Here is an 18,017-nt window from a genome sequence, read left to right as displayed (position 1 = left end):
GGGGACCGGTACTCGCATGCGCACGTTTTCCATGAGAACTCCTTCGCTGATTTGGGCGGCCTTTTCTCCGCCCGTCACGGATATGTATACGAGCGCATTACGGGGGCTGCTCAGCGGCACAGCGAATTCATGGGTCGGCACGCGGCGATAGGAGACGCTCGGGGATGAGCTGTGTCAGGCCTTTGAATTCCGCTCGGTGAGGATCCGCGGCCCGTCCGCCGTCACGGCCACCGTGTGCTCGACATGGGCGGCGCGGGAGCCGTCGTCGGTACGCAGGGTCCAGCCGTCGGGGGCCGCGTGATAGCCGTCCCGGCCGCTGCCGATCAGCATCGGCTCGATCGCGATGACCATGCCGTGGCGGAGCGGGAGCCCGCGCCCGGGGCGGCCCTCGTTCGGCACCTCCGGGTCCTCGTGCATCCGGCGCCCCACACCGTGCCCGCCGAAGCCGTGCGGCACGCCGTAACCGGCCTCGCGGCAGACCCGGCCGATCGCGTGCGCGATGTCGCCGATGCGGTTGCCGGCGACCGCCGCCGCGATCCCGGCGGCCAGCGCCCGCTCGGCCGTCTCCACGAGCCGCAGGTCCTCCGGGCGCGCCCTGCCGACCGTGAAGCTGACCGCCGAGTCGCCGACCCAGCCGTCCAGTTCGGCGCCGCAGTCGATGGAGAGGAGGTCGCCGTCGCGCAGCCGGTAGCCGGTCGGGATGCCGTGCACGATCGCGTCGTTGACCGAGGCGCAGATGACGGCCGGGAACGGGGTCGGCGCGAAGGAGGGCCGGTAGCCGAGGAAGGGGGACGAGGCACCGGCCTCCCGCAGCACCTCCCGTGCCACCTCGTCCAGCTCCAGGAGCGAGACGCCGACGCCGGCGGCCTCCCGTACGGCCGTCAGGGCCCGCCCGACGACCAGGCCCGCCTCGTGCATCGCGTCGATCGACGTGTCCGTCTTCAGTTCCACCATGCCAATTAATATACCGGTTTACTCGACGGGATTAGAATGACGGCATGGTGCGCACCCCTCTCACCCCGGAAGAGCGAGAACGCGGCGAGCGGCTCGGGCAGTTGCTGCGCGAGGCGCGCGGCGGCCGGAGCATGACGGAGGTGGCGGCCGTGGCGGGCATCTCGGCCGAGACGCTCCGCAAGATCGAGACCGGTCGGGCGCCGACCCCCGCCTTCTTCACCGTCGCGGCGCTGGCCCGGGCGCTGGGCCTGTCGATGGACGATCTGGTGGAGCGCTGCGCCCTGATCGTCGCCTGACGCGCATCGGTCAAGATCGGGCAATGAGGTCTCTGCGCGCCCGCGGAAAACTCCCCGTAGCAGCCCCGTAACACAACTGGTGTTGCCTACGGAGCCGGAGTGTTCCGGTCGGGCGGGAGTCGAGCGATGACTGTGCATCAACTCCCGGGCCGGGTGCGGGAGTTCACGAACTACCTGAGCGGCCTGCTGGCGCGCCTGGACCAGGGCGCCGGCTGGTGCGCGGTGTTCTGGCAGCGCGACCCCGACGGTATGCAGGCCTGCCTCGGCGGCCGGGAGATACCCCCCTGGGACGTCCTGGAGGCGCTCCTCCAGGACCTCGCCACCCTCTACGGCACCGACGCCGTCGCCCGCGAGGCCGCGCAGGCCCGCACGCTCCACGCCGACGCCCTCGCCGCCCACGACGCCCGCCCGGGCGCCCGGGAGGATCTCGGCGACCGCCTCGACAGCACCCTCCGCGAACAGCGCTACGCCGCCGAACGGCTGGCCCAGCTCGGCCGCGACCTGCGCGCCGCGCGCTCCCGCGAGGAGGCCGAGGCCCTCAACATCGACCTCGCCTGGGCCCGCGACGACCACGAACGCGCCTCCGCCCGGTGCGCCGAACTCCGGTCCCGGCTCGGGGCGCTGGAAGCGCGGATCGGCCTCGCCGGACGACTGCGGGGCGCACCGGCGGTGCGGCGTGCCGGCGGCGACGGGGCCGTGCTCCGTGCCGACGACGTCTTCTCGGCGGGCGGCCCGGCCGATCCGGACACACCGGCCGCGGACGACCTGAGCCCGGCCGGTCCGGCGACGGGGGAGCCCTGGCCGGGCGGCCCGGGCGGCACGCCCTCGATGGGCGCCCCGGGCGGCACCCCCTCGACGGGCGGCCCGGCTCCCGGCGAGCCGGTGGCGGGCGACCCGCCGTTCCCCGGCCCGGCCGATCCCCGGGAGTCCGGGCCGGTGACCGCGAGCGGGTCCCCGACCGGCGACGGCGCCCTCGCCTCCGCCCCCACCGACGCTCCCCAGCCGTCCCCCGCCCCCGCCCCCGCCAAGCAGCGCAAACGGCGACGCGGCAGCGCCCGGTTCGCCGGCATGGCGGAGGACGAGGCCGCGCCGTCCGTCGTACCGCAGGCCCCCGACGCGGACCTGCCCGCGGCCCCCGCCGGCCGGCGCACCCCGCGCGGAGCCCGGTTCGCCGGGGCCGCCGAGGCGCCGGCGCGACCGCAGCCGTTGACCGCGCAGCCCGACGAGGAGGCGGGGCAGGCCGTCGCCGGGGCCGTGGAACAGCTCGTACGCCTGCGCTCGGAGGGCCGCACCGGCGAGGCGCACGCGCTCCTGGCCGAGGTCGCGCAGTGGCCCGCCCCCCGGTTCCCGCTGCTCGCGGACACCCTCCAGCGCTCCGGCCTCGGCGCCGACTGGGCCACCCTGCTGTGGGAGGCCGCCTCGCTGCCGCCCGTCCGGCTGGTGGCCGCCGCCGACGCCCTGACCGCCGCGGGCCGGACCGACGACGGCCGGCAGATCCTGCGCCAGGGCGTCGTCCGCCCCGCCACCGAGATCGGCGAGGCGGTCCTCGCCCTGGACACCGAGGGCCGCCACCGCGAGGCCCGCGCCCTGCTCGACACCTACGTCCAGGTCCGCACCCCGGAAGAGGCCGCCCACAGCGCCGAACCCGACCCCCAGCGCCTCGTCCCCCTCCTCCTCCGCTCCGCCCAGCACATCTCGGACCAACGCCACTGGGACCTGCTCCACGCACTGCGGGTCGCTGGCCTCGCCGCCTGACCGACCGCTGCTGGAGAGCCCCGCAGCGCTCCCGAGGCCCGACGGCGCCGACGAACCGGCCCCCGCATCCGCCAGCCAGGTAAGAAACGCGATCGACTCGGCGGCTTAACGACGATGGTCTTGGCAAGGACTCCAAGGAGGCTTACTTTCGACCCTCTACGGGCGTAGAAGGAGCAGCTCATGGCCAACGTCGTACGCGCCGCTCTGGTCCAGGCCACCTGGACCGGCGACACCGAGTCCATGGTGGCGAAACACGAGGTGTACGCCCGCGAGGCGGCCCGCCAGGGTGCGAAGATCATCGGGTTTCAGGAAGTCTTCAACGCCCCCTACTTCTGCCAGGTCCAGGAACCCGAGCACTACCGCTGGGCCGAGCCGGTCCCCGACGGGCCGACCGTCGGTCGTATGCAGGAGCTGGCCCGCGAGACCGGCATGGTGATCGTCGTCCCGGTCTTCGAGGTCGAGCAGTCCGGCTTCTACTACAACACCGCCGCCGTGATCGACGCGGACGGCACCTTCCTCGGCAAGTACCGCAAGCACCACATCCCGCAGGTCAAGGGCTTCTGGGAGAAGTACTACTTCAAGCCCGGGAACATCGGCTGGCCGGTCTTCGACACCGCCGTCGGCAAGGTCGGCGTGTACATCTGCTACGACCGCCACTTCCCGGAGGGCTGGCGGCAACTCGGTCTCAACGGTGCCCAGTTGGTCTACAACCCGTCGGCCACCTCGCGCGGTCTGTCGGCCTACCTCTGGCAGCTGGAGCAGCCGGCCGCCGCCGTCGCCAACGAGTACTTCATCGCCGCCATCAACCGGGTGGGTCAGGAGGAGTACGGGGACAACGATTTCTACGGGACAAGCTATTTCGTTGATCCACGTGGGCAGTTCGTGGGGGAGGTGGCGAGCGACAAGGGTGAGGAACTCGTCGTCCGCGACCTCGACTTCGACCTGATCGAAGAAGTGCGGCAGCAGTGGGCCTTCTACCGCGACCGCCGTCCCGATGCCTACGAAGGGCTGGTACAGCCGTGAACGACCTCTTCGCCCGCCACCGCCAGGTCATGCCCGACTGGCTGGCGCTCTACTACGACGAGCCGCTGGAGATCACCCACGGCGAGGGCCGGCACGTCTGGGACGCGGACGGCAACCGCTACCTCGACTTCTTCGGCGGCATCCTCACCACGATGACCGCGCACGCGCTCCCCGAGGTGACCAAGGCGGTGACCGAGCAGGCCGGCCGGATCCTCCACTCCTCCACGCTCTACCTCAACCGCCCGATGGTCGAACTCGCCGAGCGCATCGCCCAGTTGAGTGGCATCCCGGACGCCCGGGTCTTCTTCACCACCTCCGGCACCGAGGCCAACGACACCGCCCTGCTGCTCGCGACGACCTACCGCCGCACCAACACCATCCTCGCGATGCGCAACAGCTACCACGGCCGCTCCTTCAGCGCGGTCGGCATCACCGGCAACAAGGGCTGGTCCCCGACCTCCCTCTCGCCGCTGCAGACGCTGTACGTCCACGGCGGCGTCCGCACCCGGGGCCCGTACGCCGAGCTGAACGACCGCGACTTCATCGCGGCCTGCGTCGACGATCTGCGCGACCTCCTCGGCCACACCCGCCCGCCGGCCGCGCTGATCGCCGAACCCATCCAGGGCGTCGGCGGCTTCACCTCCCCGCCCGACGGGCTGTACGCGGCCTTCCGCAAGGTCCTCCAGGAACAGGGCATCCTGTGGATCGCCGACGAGGTGCAGACCGGCTGGGGCCGCACCGGCGAGCACTTCTGGGGCTGGCAGGCGCACGGCCAGAGCGGCCCGCCGGACATCCTCACCTTCGCCAAGGGCATCGGCAACGGCAGTTCCATCGGCGGTGTGGTGGCCCGCGCCGAGATCATGAACTGCCTGGACTCCAACAGCATCTCGACGTTCGGCGGCACCCAGATCACCATGGCGGCCGGCCTCGCCAACCTGTCGTACCTCCTGGAACACGACCTCCAGGGCAACGCCCGCCGCGTCGGCGGCCTCCTCATCGAACGCCTCCGCGCCGTCGCCGCCCAGCTGCCCGGCGTACGCGAGGTCCGGGGCCGCGGCCTGATGATCGGCATCGAACTCGTCAAGCCCGGCACGGACGAGGCCGACCCCAAGTCCGCGTCCACCATCCTGGAAGCGGCCCGCGAGGCCGGCCTCCTCATCGGCAAGGGCGGCGGCCACAACACGAGCGCGTTGCGCATCGCCCCGCCGCTGTCCCTGACGGTGGCCGAGGCGGAGGAGGGCGCGACGATTCTCGAACAGGCCTTGAGGAGTGCCTACTAGGCGCTCTGCGGGAAGCGCCGCGGCACGCCGTGTGGGGATCTGCGGGCCGGTGGGGGCCGGTCGCGCAGTTCCCCGCGCCCCTTACAGGGGCCTCAGGCAGCGCCCCGTGAGGGGCGCGGGGAACTGCGCGGCCAGCCATGACGGCGCCGCAGTCGACACACGCACCGAACCCGATCAAGGGACACGCAAGATGACCGCCACTTGGGATCCCCCGAAGTCCACCGACCCCATACTGTCGGTCCGCCAGATCCTCGCCCTGGAACGGGTCCTCGCCGGTGACCCCGAGGTGGTCGCCGGCGCCACCCACCTCGACCGCCCGGTCCGCTGGGTGCACGTCGCCGAGGCCCCCGACGTCGGCGTCATGCTCACCGGCGGCGAAATGGTCCTCACCACCGGCGTCCTGCTCGCCGGCGACGAGCACAAGCAGGCCGAGTACATCCAGTCCCTGCACCGGGCCGAGGCCGCCGCGGTCGTCCTCGGCCTCGGCCGCGCCTTCCCCGCACCCCCCGACGCCATGCGCCGCGCAGCGGACCGCTGCGGCCTCCCCCTGGTGGTCCTGCACCGCCCCTTCCCCTTCGCCGAGCTGACGGAGGAGGTCCAGTCCCGCCTGGTCCGCAGCAAGTTCGCCGCCGTCAGCCTCTCCGAGGCCGTCCGTACCGCGCTCACCGGACTCATCACGGCCGGCGCCCCCCTCCAGCGGCTCCTCGACGAAGTCGCCGTGCACAGCGCCTGCCCGGTCGTCGTCACCAACCTCGCCCACCGGGTCCTCGCCACCGCGGGGGAGCGGTCGGCCGTCGACGACGTGCTGCGGGACTGGGAGCGCATCGCCCGGCAGGCCGGCGGCGGCACCGGCGACGGCTGGATCCGCGCCGAGCTCGGCGGACGCGGAGAGCGCTGGGGCCAGATCATGCTGTGCGGCTACCGCGGCGACACCCCCACCGGCCGGCTGCTCGCGGACCGCGCCGCCGAGGCGCTCGTGCTGCACCGCATGCTCGGCGGCGGCTCCGCCCACACCTGGGAGGAGCAGTCCGCGCAGAGCCTGCTGACCGACCTGGTCTCCGGGGTCGTACCGGCACGGCAACTGCTGCCCAGGGCCCGGGCGGCCGGACTGCCGGTCAACCGGCGGACCTTCGTGCCCCTGGTGGTACGGGACAGCGAACCGGCGCAACTTGAGAGAATCCTTCGCCTGTTGGGACTGCCCGGCCTGGTCGCCGAGCTCACCGAGCGCACCACCGCCGTCCTCCTCAGCCTCGCCCGCGACCAGGACGCGGACGCCCTGGCCGCCCACTTCGCCGCCCGGCTGCACGGCGAGTCGGCGGGGCCCCGGGGGGTGGTCGCCGCCGCGGGCTCCCGTACCGCCTGGGACGACGTGCCCGCCGGGCTGCGCGAGGCCCAGCACGTGGCCGACGCGGTCGCCGACTCGACCGCGGCCCTCGACCTCCCGACGGTCGTACGGCTCAAGGACGTACACCTGCGGGGTCTGGTCAGGCTGCTGCGCGACGACCCGCACGTGCAGTCCTTCGCCGAGCGCGAGCTGGACGGACTGCTCTGCGGAACGGGCACCGACCAGGACCTGCTGAGCGTGCTGCGGACCTACCTCGCCACCGGTCGCAACAAGTCCCGCACCGCTCAGCTCCACCATGTCTCGCGGCCCGCGCTGTACCGCCGGCTGGAGGCGATACAGGTCCGGCTCGGCGTCGACCTCGACGACTTCGAGCAGGCGGCCTCCGTGCACATCGCGCTCCTCGCGCATGACGCGCAACAGGGGTGAAACATGCGACGACCTGGGAAAACGGCGGTGAAACATGGGTCATCCGCAGCGTGACACGGTGACACGCCGGGCGCCCGCAGACGTGACACGATGGCAATCGAAGCCCGCTTTCGGACTTTCTAGGCTCCTCCCACATCGAGCGACGCACGCCCGAGCGACCGGAGGTCCCGATGAGCCGAGTGATTCGTGCCGCCCTTTTCCAGACCGCCTGGACCGGCGACAAGGAATCGATGATCCAGGTCCACGAGCAGGCGGCCCGCGACGCGGCCGCGCAGGGCGCCCAGGTCCTGTGCTTCCAGGAGCTGTTCTACGGGCCCTACTTCTGCCAGGTCCAGGACAAGGCGTTCTACGAGTACGCCGAACAGGTCCCCGACGGCCCGATCGTCCAGCGTTTCCAGGCCCTCGCCCGCGAACTGGGCCTCGTCCTGATCCTGCCGGTGTACGAGGAGGAGCAGCCCGGCGTCCTCTACAACACCGCCGCCGTGATCGACGCCGACGGCTCGTACCTCGGCAAGTACCGCAAGCACCACATCCCCCAGGTCCCCGGATTCTGGGAGAAGTTCTACTTCCGTCCGGGCAACGCCGGCTGGCCGGTCTTCGACACCGCCGTCGGGAAGATCGGTGTCTACATCTGCTACGACCGCCACTTCCCGGAGGGCTGGCGGGCGTTGGGCCTCGCCGGTGCCGAGATCGTCTTCAACCCCTCGGCCACCTCGCGCGGACTCTCCCGCTACCTCTGGCAGTTGGAGCAGCCGGCGGCGGCCGTCGCCAACGAGTACTTCGTCGGCGCGATCAACCGGGTCGGGGTCGAGGACCTCGGCGACAACGACTTCTACGGGACCTCGTACTTCGTGGACCCGGAGGGCCAGTTCGCCGGCGAGGTGGCCTCCGACAAGGAGACCGAACTCGTCGTCCGCGACCTCGACCTGGCCAAGCTCCGCGAGGTCCGCGACCGCTGGCAGTTCTTCCGCGACCGCCGCCCGGACGCGTACGGCCCCCTGACGGCGCCTTAATAGCGCCCTGTAGCAAAAGCGCCCCGAAAGGGGCGCGGGGAACTGCGCGACCAGCCACGTCGGACCCGCACCTGACCACGTCGGACCCGCACCTGACCACGAAGGAGAGGACCCCATGACCGGCCGGACAGTAATCCGTGGCGGACTCGTCATCACCGCGTCCGACGAGATCCACGCCGACGTCCTGATCGAGGACGGCCGCATCGCCGCCCTCGCCGCCTCCGGAACGCCCGCCGCGGACGCCTTCACCGCCGAGCGGACCATCGACGCCACCGGCAAGTACGTCATCCCGGGCGGCGTCGACGCCCACACCCACATGGAGCTGCCGTTCGGCGGCACCTTCGCCTCCGACACCTTCGAGACCGGCACCAGGGCCGCCGCCTGGGGCGGTACGACCACCATCGTCGACTTCGCCGTGCAGAGCGTCGGCCACAGCCTGCGCGAGGGGCTTGACACCTGGCACGCGAAGGCCGAGGGCAACTGCGCCATCGACTACGGCTTCCACATGATCGTCTCCGATGTGAACCAGGAGACGCTCAAGGAGATGGACCTGCTGGTGGAGGAGGGCGTGACCTCCTTCAAGCAGTTCATGGCCTACCCCGGCGTCTTCTACTCCGACGACGGCCAGATCCTGCGCGCCATGCAGCGCTCCGCCGAGAACGGCGGCCTGATCATGATGCACGCCGAGAACGGCATCGCCATCGACGTCCTCGTGGAACAGGCGCTGGCGCGCGGCGAGACCGACCCCCGCTACCACGGCGAGGTCCGCAAGGCGCTCCTCGAAGCCGAGGCCACGCACCGGGCCATCAAGCTCGCCCAGGTCGCGGGCGCGCCCCTCTACGTCGTGCACGTCTCCGCGATGGAGGCGGTCGCCGAACTCGCCCGCGCCCGCGACGAGGGGCTCCCGGTCTTCGGCGAGACCTGTCCCCAGTACCTCTTCCTCTCCACCGACAACCTCGCCGAGCCCGACTTCGAGGGCTCGAAGTACGTGTGCTCGACGCCTCTGCGTCCCAAGGAGCACCAGGCCAAGCTCTGGCAGGGCCTCAGGACCAACGACCTCCAGGTCGTCTCCACCGACCACTGCCCCTTCTGCTTCGTGGGCCAGAAGGAGCTGGGCCGCGGCGACTTCTCGAAGATCCCCAACGGCCTGCCCGGCGTCGAGAACCGCATGGACCTGCTGCACCAGGCCGTCGTCGACGGGCACATCTCGCGCCGCCGCTGGATCGAGATCGCCTGCGCCACCCCGGCCCGGATGTTCGGCATGTATCCGAAGAAGGGCACCATCACCCCGGGTGCCGACGCGGACGTCGTCATCTACGACCCGCACGCCGAGCAGGTCGTCTCCGCCGAGACCCACCACATGAACGTCGACTACTCGGCGTACGAGGGCAAGCGGCTCACCGGCCGGGTCGAGACGGTCCTCTCGCGCGGCGTACCCGTCATCACCGAGCGGGAGTACACCGGACACGCCGGGCACGGCGTCTACACCCCGCGCTCCACCTGTCAGTACCTCAACTAGGAGTGGCGCCCATGGACTTCGGACTCGTCCTGCAGACCGACCCGCCGGCCTCGAAGGTCGTCAGCCTGATGAAGCGGGCCGAACGCAACGGCTTCCGCTACGGCTGGACCTTCGACTCCGCCGTGCTCTGGCAGGAACCGTTCGTGATCTACAGTCAGATCCTGGCCAACACCACGAAGTTGACGGTGGGGCCGATGGTCACCAACCCGGGCACCCGTACCTGGGAGGTCACCGCCTCCACCTTCGCCACCCTCAACGACATGTTCGGCAACCGCACGGTCTGCGGTATCGGCCGCGGCGACTCCGCGATGCGGGTGGCGGGCCGCAAGCCCAACACCCTGGCCCGGATCAGCGAGGCCATGAAGGTCATCCGCGCCCTCGGCAGCGGGGGAGAGGCCGACCTCGGCGGTACCGTCATCAGGTTCCCGTGGATCAAGCCGGGCGCCCGACTCCCCGTCTGGATGGCCGCGTACGGCCCGAAGGCCCTGAAGATGACGGGTGAGGAGGCCGACGGCTTCATCCTCCAGCTCTCCGACCTCTACCTCACCGAGTACATGGTCAAGGCGGTGAAGGACGCGGCGGTGGCCGCCGGACGTGACCCGTCCGAGGTGACCATCTGCGTCGCCGCCCCCGCCTACGTCACCGAGGACGACTCGCCCGAGGCCCTCGCGCACGCCCGCGACCAGTGCCGCTGGTTCGGCGGCATGGTCGGCAACCACGTCGCCGACCTGGTCGACAAGTACGGCGAGCACTCCGCCGCCGTACCCGACGAACTCACCGACTACATCAAGGCCCGCCAGGGGTACGACTACTCGCACCACGGGCGCAGCGGCAACCCCGACACCGAGTTCGTACCGGACGAGATCGTCGACCGGTTCTGTGTCATCGGGCCCGTCGAGAAGCACATCGAGAAACTGAACGCCCTGCGCGAGCTGGGCGTCGACCAGTTCGCGATCTACGACATGCACGACGCGCAGGAGGCCACCATCGACGCGTACGGGACGAAGGTCATCCCGGCCGTCAACGGCTAGCCACCGCACCGCAGTTGGTCTCCCCCTTCCCGCCGTCCCGGGAAGGGGGCCCGCCCCCCACGGCGAACCCCCCTAGGAGCCCCCCGCACGGCCTCTCTCCCGTCCCACCTCACCCCGATTGGCCTGCCCATGACCGACACCGCTCCCTCGGCCATACCCCTCTCCGGTCAAGTCGCCCTCCCCGACGGCCGCGTCGAGCTCACCCCGGGCTCCCCGCCGCCCAGCGGTCCGTACGCCAACGAGGACCTGCTGCCGGTCCCGATCGAGAAGCGCACCTGGACCACGTACAACTTCTCCGCGCTCTGGGTCGGCATGGCCCACAACACGGCCTCCTGGACCCTGGCCTCCGGCCTGATCGCGGTCGGCATGGACTGGAAACAGGCCGTGTTCACCATCGCCCTGGCCAACCTGATCGTCCTCGTCCCGATGCTGCTCACCGGGCACGCCGGACCGAAGTACGGCATCCCCTTCCCGGTCTTCGCCCGTGCCTCCTTCGGGGTGCGCGGCGCCAACCTCCCCGCCGTCGTACGGGCGTTGGTGGCGTGCGGCTGGTTCGGCATCCAGACCTGGATCGGCGGCGAGGCGATCTTCTTCCTGGCCGGCAAGCTGATCGGCGACAGCTGGGCGAACGCCTCGCACATCGGCGGCTACGCCTGGACCATGTGGCTGTCGTTCGCGCTCTTCTGGGTGCTCCAGGTCGCGATCATCTACCGGGGCATGGAGACGATCCGCCGCTTCGAGAACTGGGCCGCGCCCTTCGTCCTGGTCGGCGCGATCGTGATGCTGGTCTGGATGAGCGACAAGGCCGGCGGCCTCGGCCCGCTCTTCGACCAGCCCTCCAAGCTGGGCTGGGGCGGCGGCTTCTGGAAGATCTTCTGGCCGTCGCTGATGGGCATGATCGGCTTCTGGTCGACGCTGAGCCTGAACATCCCGGACTTCACCCGCTACGGCAAGAGCCAGAAGGCGCAGACCTGGGGCCAGGCGCTGGGCCTGCCGACCACCATGACCCTCTTCGCCTTCCTCTCCGTCCTGGTGACCTCCGGTTCGCAGGCCGTCTACGGCCAGCCGATCTGGGACCCGGTCCAGCTGGCCGCCAAGACGGACAGCGTGGTGGGCCTGCTCTACGCCCTGGTCACCGTGCTCGTCGCGACCCTGTCCGTGAACATCGCGGCCAACCTGGTCTCGCCCGCGTTCGACTTCTCCAACATCGCGCCCCGGAAGATCAGTTTCCGTACCGGCGCGCTGGTCACCTGCGTCCTCGGGGTGCTGATCTTCCCGTGGAAGCTGTACTCCGACCCGCAGGGCTACATCTTCACCTGGCTCGGTCTGGTCGGCGGTCTGCTGGGCACGGTCGCCGGCATCCTCATCGCCGACTACTGGGTGCTGCGCCGCACCCGCCTCGACCTGACCGACCTGTACCGCACGGGCGGCCGTTACTGGTACGACGGCGGCTGGAACTGGCGGGCGGTCCTCGCCTTCCTCGTCGGCGGCGTCCTCGCGGTCGGCGGCGCCAGCTTCAAACCGCTGATCGACGGCCGGCCCATCCCGGCGCTGTCCTCGCTCGCCGACTACGGCTGGGCGGTCGGCCTCGGCACGTCCCTGGTGCTGTATCTGGGGCTGACGACGCTGGTGCGGCCCAAGGAGGCGTGAGCAGGAGGCGCGCCGCGCGTACGAAGGGCAGCCAGTACGGCTACTGGCTGCCCTTCAGCGCGGTCACCGCGGCCTTCGCCGCCTGGATGGCGCCCTTGTTGATCACGTCCGTGCTGGGCGCCTTCTTGGTCTCGAAGTCGCTGCCGTTGTAGGTGATGATCACCAGCGCGTTGGAGACCTGGGCCATCACCACGCCCTCACGGGTCTGCTGCTTGTCCTCGGTGGTGAGGTTGACGACGGAGTAGCCGCTGTCGCCGAGCCCCGGCACGGCCCCGCCGCCGCTCTTCTCGGTGACCCGGTCCTTGTACTCCTTCGCCGCCGCCGCGTCCGTGTCCATGATCTCGAAGGAGACGTCCAGCCAGCGGTAGTCGTACCCCTTGAGCGCGTTCCAGGAGCAGGTGCGGCGCAGCTTGGTGTCCGTGGAGGGGATCTCCTTGCCGGCCGTCTTCGCGCCGGGCACCAGCGACTTGACGGTGGCCGCGGGGATGCTGCCGCAGGGGGCGGGCGCGGCGGAGTACGTCTTCGTGGCGCCCGCGGAGGACGAGGACGACGAGGGGCTGTCCCCGGCGGACTGGGAGGCCGTCTGCTGGGTCGAGGTGTTGCCGGAGGAGGCGGAGTCGGACGTCTTGTCCGGGCCCGATGCCATCGCCCAGCCCGCACAGGCGAGCACGGCGACCGGCGTCAGGCGCGCGGTGAGGGCGAGCGGCAGTGGTAGAGAACGCAAGTCGCACTTCTCGCTGGGGGGACGGTGTGCGGAGGAGTCCACACTGCGGACGGGACGCCAGTTTCACACGACTCCCTGTGGTGCGGAAGTGGAATCGGTGCCTTGCCTGTGGGCCGGGCGCGGCCCCCTGTTGACAGCCTCCGCGGGCCGTCCCCCTACGTCCGACATGTCGTGCGCCCGCGGTCCCTGCACATCCGGAATGTCGTGACTGCGTCCGGCCCGCGGGAGTGACCGGCGTCACCGTTCCGCGGGCCGGCGGTCAGTTGCGTGAGTTGCCGAACAGCAGGCGGTAGCCGACGAGGAGGACGAGGGAGCCGGCGATCGCGGCGCCCCAGGTGTAGAGGTCGAAGAAGTGGTTCTGCACCGGGCGGTCGAGGAAGCGGGCGGAGAGCCAGCCGCCGACGAAGGCGCCCGCGATGCCGATGAGGGTGGTGCCGATCAGGCCGCCCGGGTCGCGGCCGGGCAGCAGGATCTTGGCGATGGCTCCGGCGAGGAGACCGAGGATGATCCAGCCGATGATGCCCACGTTCGTTGTCCTCCCAGTACGGGGTGGTTCCTTGCTGAGTTGCCTTGTTGCGCAAGCTTAGGAACGACTGCGGGCGCCGGCACCGTCCGCCGTCGAGTCGTCGATGATCTGTCACCCGCTCATGACAATGCGGGGAACACGTGGAGGACATTGCGGGGAGGCCGTATCGGGGCCGGTGACCGCACGCCTACACTGAGTGTGCTTCTGTGCGGCCGCTGTGATGGGAGGGAGTGGACTGTGGGGGAGATCGTCGACTGCGCGGACCCCTCCGACGGGGTGCTGACGGAGGCGGCCGCCGTGTTCGGACTGCTCGCCTCGCCCGCCCGGCTGCACATCGTGTGGGCGCTGTCCCAGGGCGAGAGCGATGTGACCCGCCTCGCCGACCGGGTCGGCGGCGCCCTGCCCGCGGTCAGCCAGCACCTGGCCAAGCTCAAGCTGGCCGGGCTGGTGCGCTCCCGCCGCGAGGGGCGGCGGCAGATCTACTATGTGGACGATCCGGACATCGTGACCGTGGTGCGGGTCACCGTCGGCCAGTTGACCGCGCGCTCCCACCAGCTCCCCGCGCCGGTACGCCGGCTGCGCGAGGCGGGTGTCTGACCGCGCCGCGCCGCACGGGTGGACGAGCGCCGACGGATTGACCGCCCCCGGGGTTGCATGACATCCCTCACCTGTGAATTCGGGCGGGGTCTGTCCTGCTGCCCCTGTGGGTTTGTTAGATTGCGCAATCACGCAACCTAAGTGGGCCCACCTCAAGCCTGTCCGGACACCACCGTGTACCCCGCCGTACCGTCCGCGGGCCTGACCGTTCATGGGAGTGGAAGATGACCGACCCGTGGGACGGCCCGGGGGGCCAGGCCACGCGCAGCCGCACCGACCGGGTGCCCGGACAGCGCGGTGCCCTGCCCGACGGGACCCGGCCGACCGGCGGCCGCGCCGCGGCCCGGCAGGCGGCCAAGTCCCGCGGCGGCAGAGGCTCCCGGCGGGCCAGGCCGGGCGGGCGCGGCAAGCGGGTCCTGAAGGTCGTCGGCCTGGTGACGGCCGTCCTGGTGCTGGTCACGGCCGGCGCCGGCTGGTGGTTCTACCAGCACCTCAACGGCAACATCAACAGCGTCTCCCTCGACGGCAAGGGCGGCACCGAGAAGGCCGACGCGTTCGGCCGGACCCCGATCAACATCCTGGTGATCGGCTCGGACGGCCGGACCAGCGCCGCGGACTGCAAGCTCGGCGGTGGCTGCAAGACGACCGGCGTCCAGTCCGGCAACGGCAACGCGGACGTGGAGATGGTCGTCCACATATCCGCGGACCGCTCCAACGCCACGGTCATGAGCATCCCGCGTGACACCATGGTCGACGTGCCGGCCTGCAAGGACAGCGCGAGCGGCCAGTCCACGTCCGGCTACTACGGCCAGGTCAACAGCGCCCTCCAGTACGGCGCGGCCTGCCAGGTCGCCACCGTGCACCAGCTCACCGGCGTCCCCATCGACCACTTCGTCAAGCTGGACTTCTCCGGTGTGGTCAAGATGTCCGACGCGGTCGGCGGTGTCTCCGTCTGCGTCAACAACAACGTGTACGACACCTACTCGCACCTGAAGCTGTCCAAGGGCACCCACACCCTCAAGGGCGAGGCCGCGCTGGAGTTCGTCCGCTCCCGGCACGGCTTCGGCGACGGCAGCGACCTCGGCCGTACCGTCTCCCAGCACATCTTCCTCAGCGCGATGATCCGCAAGTTCAAGAGCGCGGGCACCCTCACCGACCCCACCGCGGTCTACAGCCTCGCCGACGCGGCCACCAAGGCGCTCACCGTGGACGACGACCTCGACAGCGTGAAGAAACTGATCTCGCTCGCGGCCGACGTGAACAAGGTCCCCACCAAGCGGATGACCTTCACCACCATGCAGACCGCGCCCGACCCGAACAACAGCAACCGCGTGGTGGTCGGCGAGGGCGCCAAGGACCTCTTCGCCACCATGGCCAACGACCAGTCGCTGACCACCAGTTCGGGCAAGAAGTCCTCGGCCGCCTCGGCGGCCGCGAGCGCGAAGCCGACGCCCACCGCGACCGTCCCCGCCTCTCAGATCGCCGTGACGGTCGAGAACGGCACCGACATCACCGGCCGGGCCTCCGCCATCGCGAACTCCCTGATCTCCCAGGGCTTCAGCACCGGCACCACCACGGCCAACGCCCCGACCTCCGCGACCACCACCACCGTGACCTACGGCAGCGGCGACAAGGCCGAGGCGCAGACCGTCGCCAAGGCCCTGGACGTGCCCAGCTCGCACATCAAGGCGGGCAGCGGCACCGGCGTGATCCTGGTGATCGGCAGCGACTGGACGAGCGGCACCACCTACCCGGCCAGCTCCGGCGACACCAAGGCGGCCGTCTCCAACGCCAACGCCTCGACCGCCGACGACTCCAAGACCTGTGCGAAGGTCAGCCAGTACAAGACGGTCAGCCTCAACGGGATCGCGATGACACCGTCCCAGGCGTACGCGGCGGCGACGAACAAGGCCGACTCGGACAAGTGAGCAGAGGGCGCCGCCGCGGAGATCAACGCCGAGGGGGTTCGCGCGCCGACGACCGGGAAACGATGTAGCCGCCGGGCAAGCGGTGGTCGGTAGTCGAGCAGGCGGCGGTCGGGTGTCGGTCGTCGTGCGAGCAGTGAGGTGAGAGATGTCGTTCACCACCCGTCCCACGCTCCAGGGCACCTTCGGGATGGTGTCGTCGACCCACTGGCTGGCCTCCCAGTCGGCGATGGCGGTCCTGGAGACCGGCGGCAACGCGTACGACGCGGCCGTCGCCGGCGCGTTCGTACTGCACGTGGTCGAGCCGCACCTCAACGGCCCGGCCGGCGAGGTGCCGATCCTGCTCGCCCCGGCCGGCGGCGAGGTACGGGTGCTGTGCGGCCAGGGCGTGGCCCCGGCCGGAGCCACCGTCGCCCACTACCGGGGGCTCGGCCTGGACCTCGTCCCCGGCACCGGCCCGCTGGCCGCCGCCGTCCCCGGCGCCTTCGACGCCTGGCTGCTCCTGCTGCGCGACCACGGCACCAAGCCGCTCGACGAGGTCCTGCGGTACGCCATCGGCTACGCCGAGCACGGGCACGCGCCCGTGGAGAACGTCGGCGCGACCGTGCAGAGCGTCCGCGAGCTTTTCGAGGCCGAGTGGACGTCCTCGGCGGACCTCTATCTGCCCGGCGGCCGGGCCCCGCGCCCCGGCGAGCTGTTCCGCAACCCCGCCCTCGCCGCCACCTGGAAGCGGCTGCTCGCCGAGACCGCGGGCGCCGGGGACCGCGAGGCGCGGATCGACGCGGCCCGCGAGGTGTGGCGCTCGGGCTTCGTCGCCGAGGCCCTGGTCCGGCAGGCCGCCCGCCCCACCCTCGACACCAGCGGCGAACGGCACACCGGCACCCTCACCGCCGCCGACCTGGCCGGCTGGTCCGCGGCCTACGAGAGCCCGGTGTCGTACGACTGGAACGGCTGGACCGTGTGTAAGGCGGGCCCCTGGAGCCAGGGCCCCGCCTTCCTCCAGCAGCTCGCCCTGCTGCCGTCCGAGCTGCCCGCGTACGGGTCGCCCGACTACGTCCACCTCCTCGTCGAGGGCTGCAAGCTCGCCATGGCCGACCGCGAGGCCTGGTACGGCGACGCGGCCGAGGTGCCGCTGGCCGACCTGCTCTCCGAGGGCTACAACGCCGAGCGGCGCGCGCTGATCGGCGGCAAGGCCTCCGGCGAGCTGCGGCCCGGCAGCCCCGGCGGGCGCCCGCCCCGGCTGCCCGGGTACGCGCGTGTGGAGGCCGCCGGGAGCGGCGCCTTCGACCCGCTGGGCGCGGGCGAGCCGACGGTCGCGCGGGTCGCCGCCGACGGCCGTACCCGCGGCGACACCTGCCACCTGGACGTCGTCGACCGCTGGGGCAACATGATCGCGGCCACCCCGAGCGGCGGCTGGCTCCAGTCCAACCCCGTCGTCCCCGAGCTGGGCTTCCCGCTCGGCACCCGGCTCCAGATGGCCTGGCTGGAGGAGGGACTGCCGAACTCCCTCACGCCCGGGCGCCGCCCCCGCACCACGCTCACCCCCTCGATCGCCCTGCGCGACGGGGTCCCGGTGCTGGCCTTCGGCACGCCCGGCGGCGACCAGCAGGACCAGTGGCAGCTGCACTTCTTCCTCGCCGTGGCGCTCCGCGACCGGGTGCGCGGCGGCCTCGACCTCCAGGGCGCCATCGACGCCCCGAACTGGCACAACGACAGTTTCCCGAGCTCCTTCTACCCGCGCGGGCACCGGCCCGGGAGCGTGACCGTCGAGGCGGGGACGGACCCCGGAGTGGTCGAGGAGCTGCGGGTGCGCGGCCACGACGTGACGGTCGGACCGGGCTGGTCGGAGGGGAGGCTGTGCGCGGTGGCGCGGGACCCGGAGACCGGGGTGCTGTCGGCGGCGGCGAACCCGCGCGGGATGCAGGGGTACGCGGTGGGGCGCTGACCCCGGCC

15 protein-coding genes are annotated in these 18,017 nt (G+C 71.4%); 12 read left to right on the top strand and 3 right to left on the bottom strand.

Translation table 11 applies throughout. The annotated features are described in order from the left end of the window. Positions 1 to 174: 174 nt before the first annotated feature. Entirely contained in the window at positions 175 to 954 is a 780-nt protein-coding gene (gene map / locus ACIPSJ_RS48855; RefSeq protein WP_401356285.1) for a type I methionyl aminopeptidase, read from the bottom strand. Positions 955 to 998: 44 nt separating this feature from the next. Here map and ACIPSJ_RS48850 point away from each other — a divergent pair, with 44 nt between their 5' ends. The 9 genes from ACIPSJ_RS48850 to ACIPSJ_RS48810 all read left to right on the top strand — a co-directional run bounded on the left by ACIPSJ_RS48850 (position 999) and on the right by ACIPSJ_RS48810 (position 12,292). Next, positions 999 to 1,250 carry a helix-turn-helix transcriptional regulator gene (locus tag ACIPSJ_RS48850; RefSeq protein WP_355721933.1) on the top strand — a complete coding sequence of 84 codons (252 nt, stop codon included), beginning with the start codon at positions 999 to 1,001 and terminating at the stop codon, positions 1,248 to 1,250. Positions 1,251 to 1,376: 126 nt separating this feature from the next. Further along, a complete protein-coding gene (locus ACIPSJ_RS48845; RefSeq protein ID WP_401356282.1) occupies positions 1,377 to 3,005 on the top strand; it encodes a hypothetical protein in 1,629 nt (542 codons plus the stop codon). 180 nt (positions 3,006 to 3,185) lie between these two features. Then, positions 3,186 to 4,028: a nitrilase-related carbon-nitrogen hydrolase gene (locus ACIPSJ_RS48840; protein ID WP_359225889.1), complete on the top strand. Its 843-nt coding sequence runs from the start codon at positions 3,186 to 3,188 to the stop codon at positions 4,026 to 4,028. Positions 4,029 to 4,057: 29 nt separating this feature from the next. Next, complete coding sequence (locus ACIPSJ_RS48835; RefSeq protein WP_359225913.1) at positions 4,058 to 5,308, top strand: aspartate aminotransferase family protein; 1,251 nt, start codon at positions 4,058 to 4,060, stop codon at positions 5,306 to 5,308. A 190-nt stretch (positions 5,309 to 5,498) separates the two neighbouring features. Further along, the gene (locus ACIPSJ_RS48830; RefSeq protein ID WP_359225890.1) at positions 5,499 to 7,079 is read left to right on the top strand and encodes a PucR family transcriptional regulator; all 1,581 of its coding nucleotides are present in this window, start codon (positions 5,499 to 5,501) and stop codon (positions 7,077 to 7,079) included. 170 nt (positions 7,080 to 7,249) lie between these two features. Next, positions 7,250 to 8,092 (top strand): nitrilase-related carbon-nitrogen hydrolase, encoded by an 843-nt coding sequence (locus ACIPSJ_RS48825; protein WP_359225892.1) that lies wholly within the window; start codon positions 7,250 to 7,252, stop codon positions 8,090 to 8,092. Positions 8,093 to 8,207: 115 nt separating this feature from the next. After that, the gene (hydA, locus tag ACIPSJ_RS48820) at positions 8,208 to 9,611 is read left to right on the top strand and encodes a dihydropyrimidinase (protein ID WP_359225894.1); all 1,404 of its coding nucleotides are present in this window, start codon (positions 8,208 to 8,210) and stop codon (positions 9,609 to 9,611) included. An 11-nt stretch (positions 9,612 to 9,622) separates the two neighbouring features. Continuing rightward, positions 9,623 to 10,642, top strand: coding sequence for a TIGR03842 family LLM class F420-dependent oxidoreductase (locus tag ACIPSJ_RS48815; RefSeq protein ID WP_365684760.1), 1,020 nt, complete (start codon positions 9,623 to 9,625; stop codon positions 10,640 to 10,642). A gap of 129 nt (positions 10,643 to 10,771) precedes the next feature. Continuing rightward, positions 10,772 to 12,292 carry an NCS1 family nucleobase:cation symporter-1 gene (locus tag ACIPSJ_RS48810; RefSeq protein ID WP_359225898.1) on the top strand — a complete coding sequence of 507 codons (1,521 nt, stop codon included), beginning with the start codon at positions 10,772 to 10,774 and terminating at the stop codon, positions 12,290 to 12,292. A 40-nt stretch (positions 12,293 to 12,332) separates the two neighbouring features. On the opposite strand, the gene ACIPSJ_RS48805 is transcribed toward ACIPSJ_RS48810, so the two are convergent. Together ACIPSJ_RS48805 and ACIPSJ_RS48800 are read right to left on the bottom strand one after the other, a co-directional pair. After that, entirely contained in the window at positions 12,333 to 13,016 is a 684-nt protein-coding gene (locus ACIPSJ_RS48805; protein WP_359225899.1) for a hypothetical protein, read from the bottom strand. Positions 13,017 to 13,275: 259 nt separating this feature from the next. Continuing rightward, positions 13,276 to 13,542: a GlsB/YeaQ/YmgE family stress response membrane protein gene (locus ACIPSJ_RS48800; RefSeq protein ID WP_355721957.1), complete on the bottom strand. Its 267-nt coding sequence runs from the start codon at positions 13,540 to 13,542 to the stop codon at positions 13,276 to 13,278. Between the two features lie 237 nt (positions 13,543 to 13,779). On the opposite strand from ACIPSJ_RS48800, the gene ACIPSJ_RS48795 reads away from it, so the two are divergent. The 3 genes from ACIPSJ_RS48795 (at position 13,780) to ACIPSJ_RS48785 (ending at position 18,009) form a co-directional block, all read left to right on the top strand. Further along, positions 13,780 to 14,139, top strand: coding sequence for an ArsR/SmtB family transcription factor (locus ACIPSJ_RS48795; RefSeq protein ID WP_401356275.1), 360 nt, complete (start codon positions 13,780 to 13,782; stop codon positions 14,137 to 14,139). A 224-nt stretch (positions 14,140 to 14,363) separates the two neighbouring features. After that, complete coding sequence (locus tag ACIPSJ_RS48790) at positions 14,364 to 16,067, top strand: LCP family protein (RefSeq protein WP_359225903.1); 1,704 nt, start codon at positions 14,364 to 14,366, stop codon at positions 16,065 to 16,067. 145 nt (positions 16,068 to 16,212) lie between these two features. Further along, positions 16,213 to 18,009, top strand: coding sequence for a gamma-glutamyltransferase (locus ACIPSJ_RS48785; RefSeq protein WP_359225905.1), 1,797 nt, complete (start codon positions 16,213 to 16,215; stop codon positions 18,007 to 18,009). Positions 18,010 to 18,017 lie beyond the last annotated feature (8 nt).

The sequence above is a fragment of the Streptomyces sp. NPDC090088 genome (assembly GCF_044747345.1).
Taxonomy (GTDB): domain Bacteria; phylum Actinomycetota; class Actinomycetes; order Streptomycetales; family Streptomycetaceae; genus Streptomyces.
Note: the sequence above shows the minus strand (reverse complement) of the source record. Positions and strands in the feature narration are given on the sequence as shown.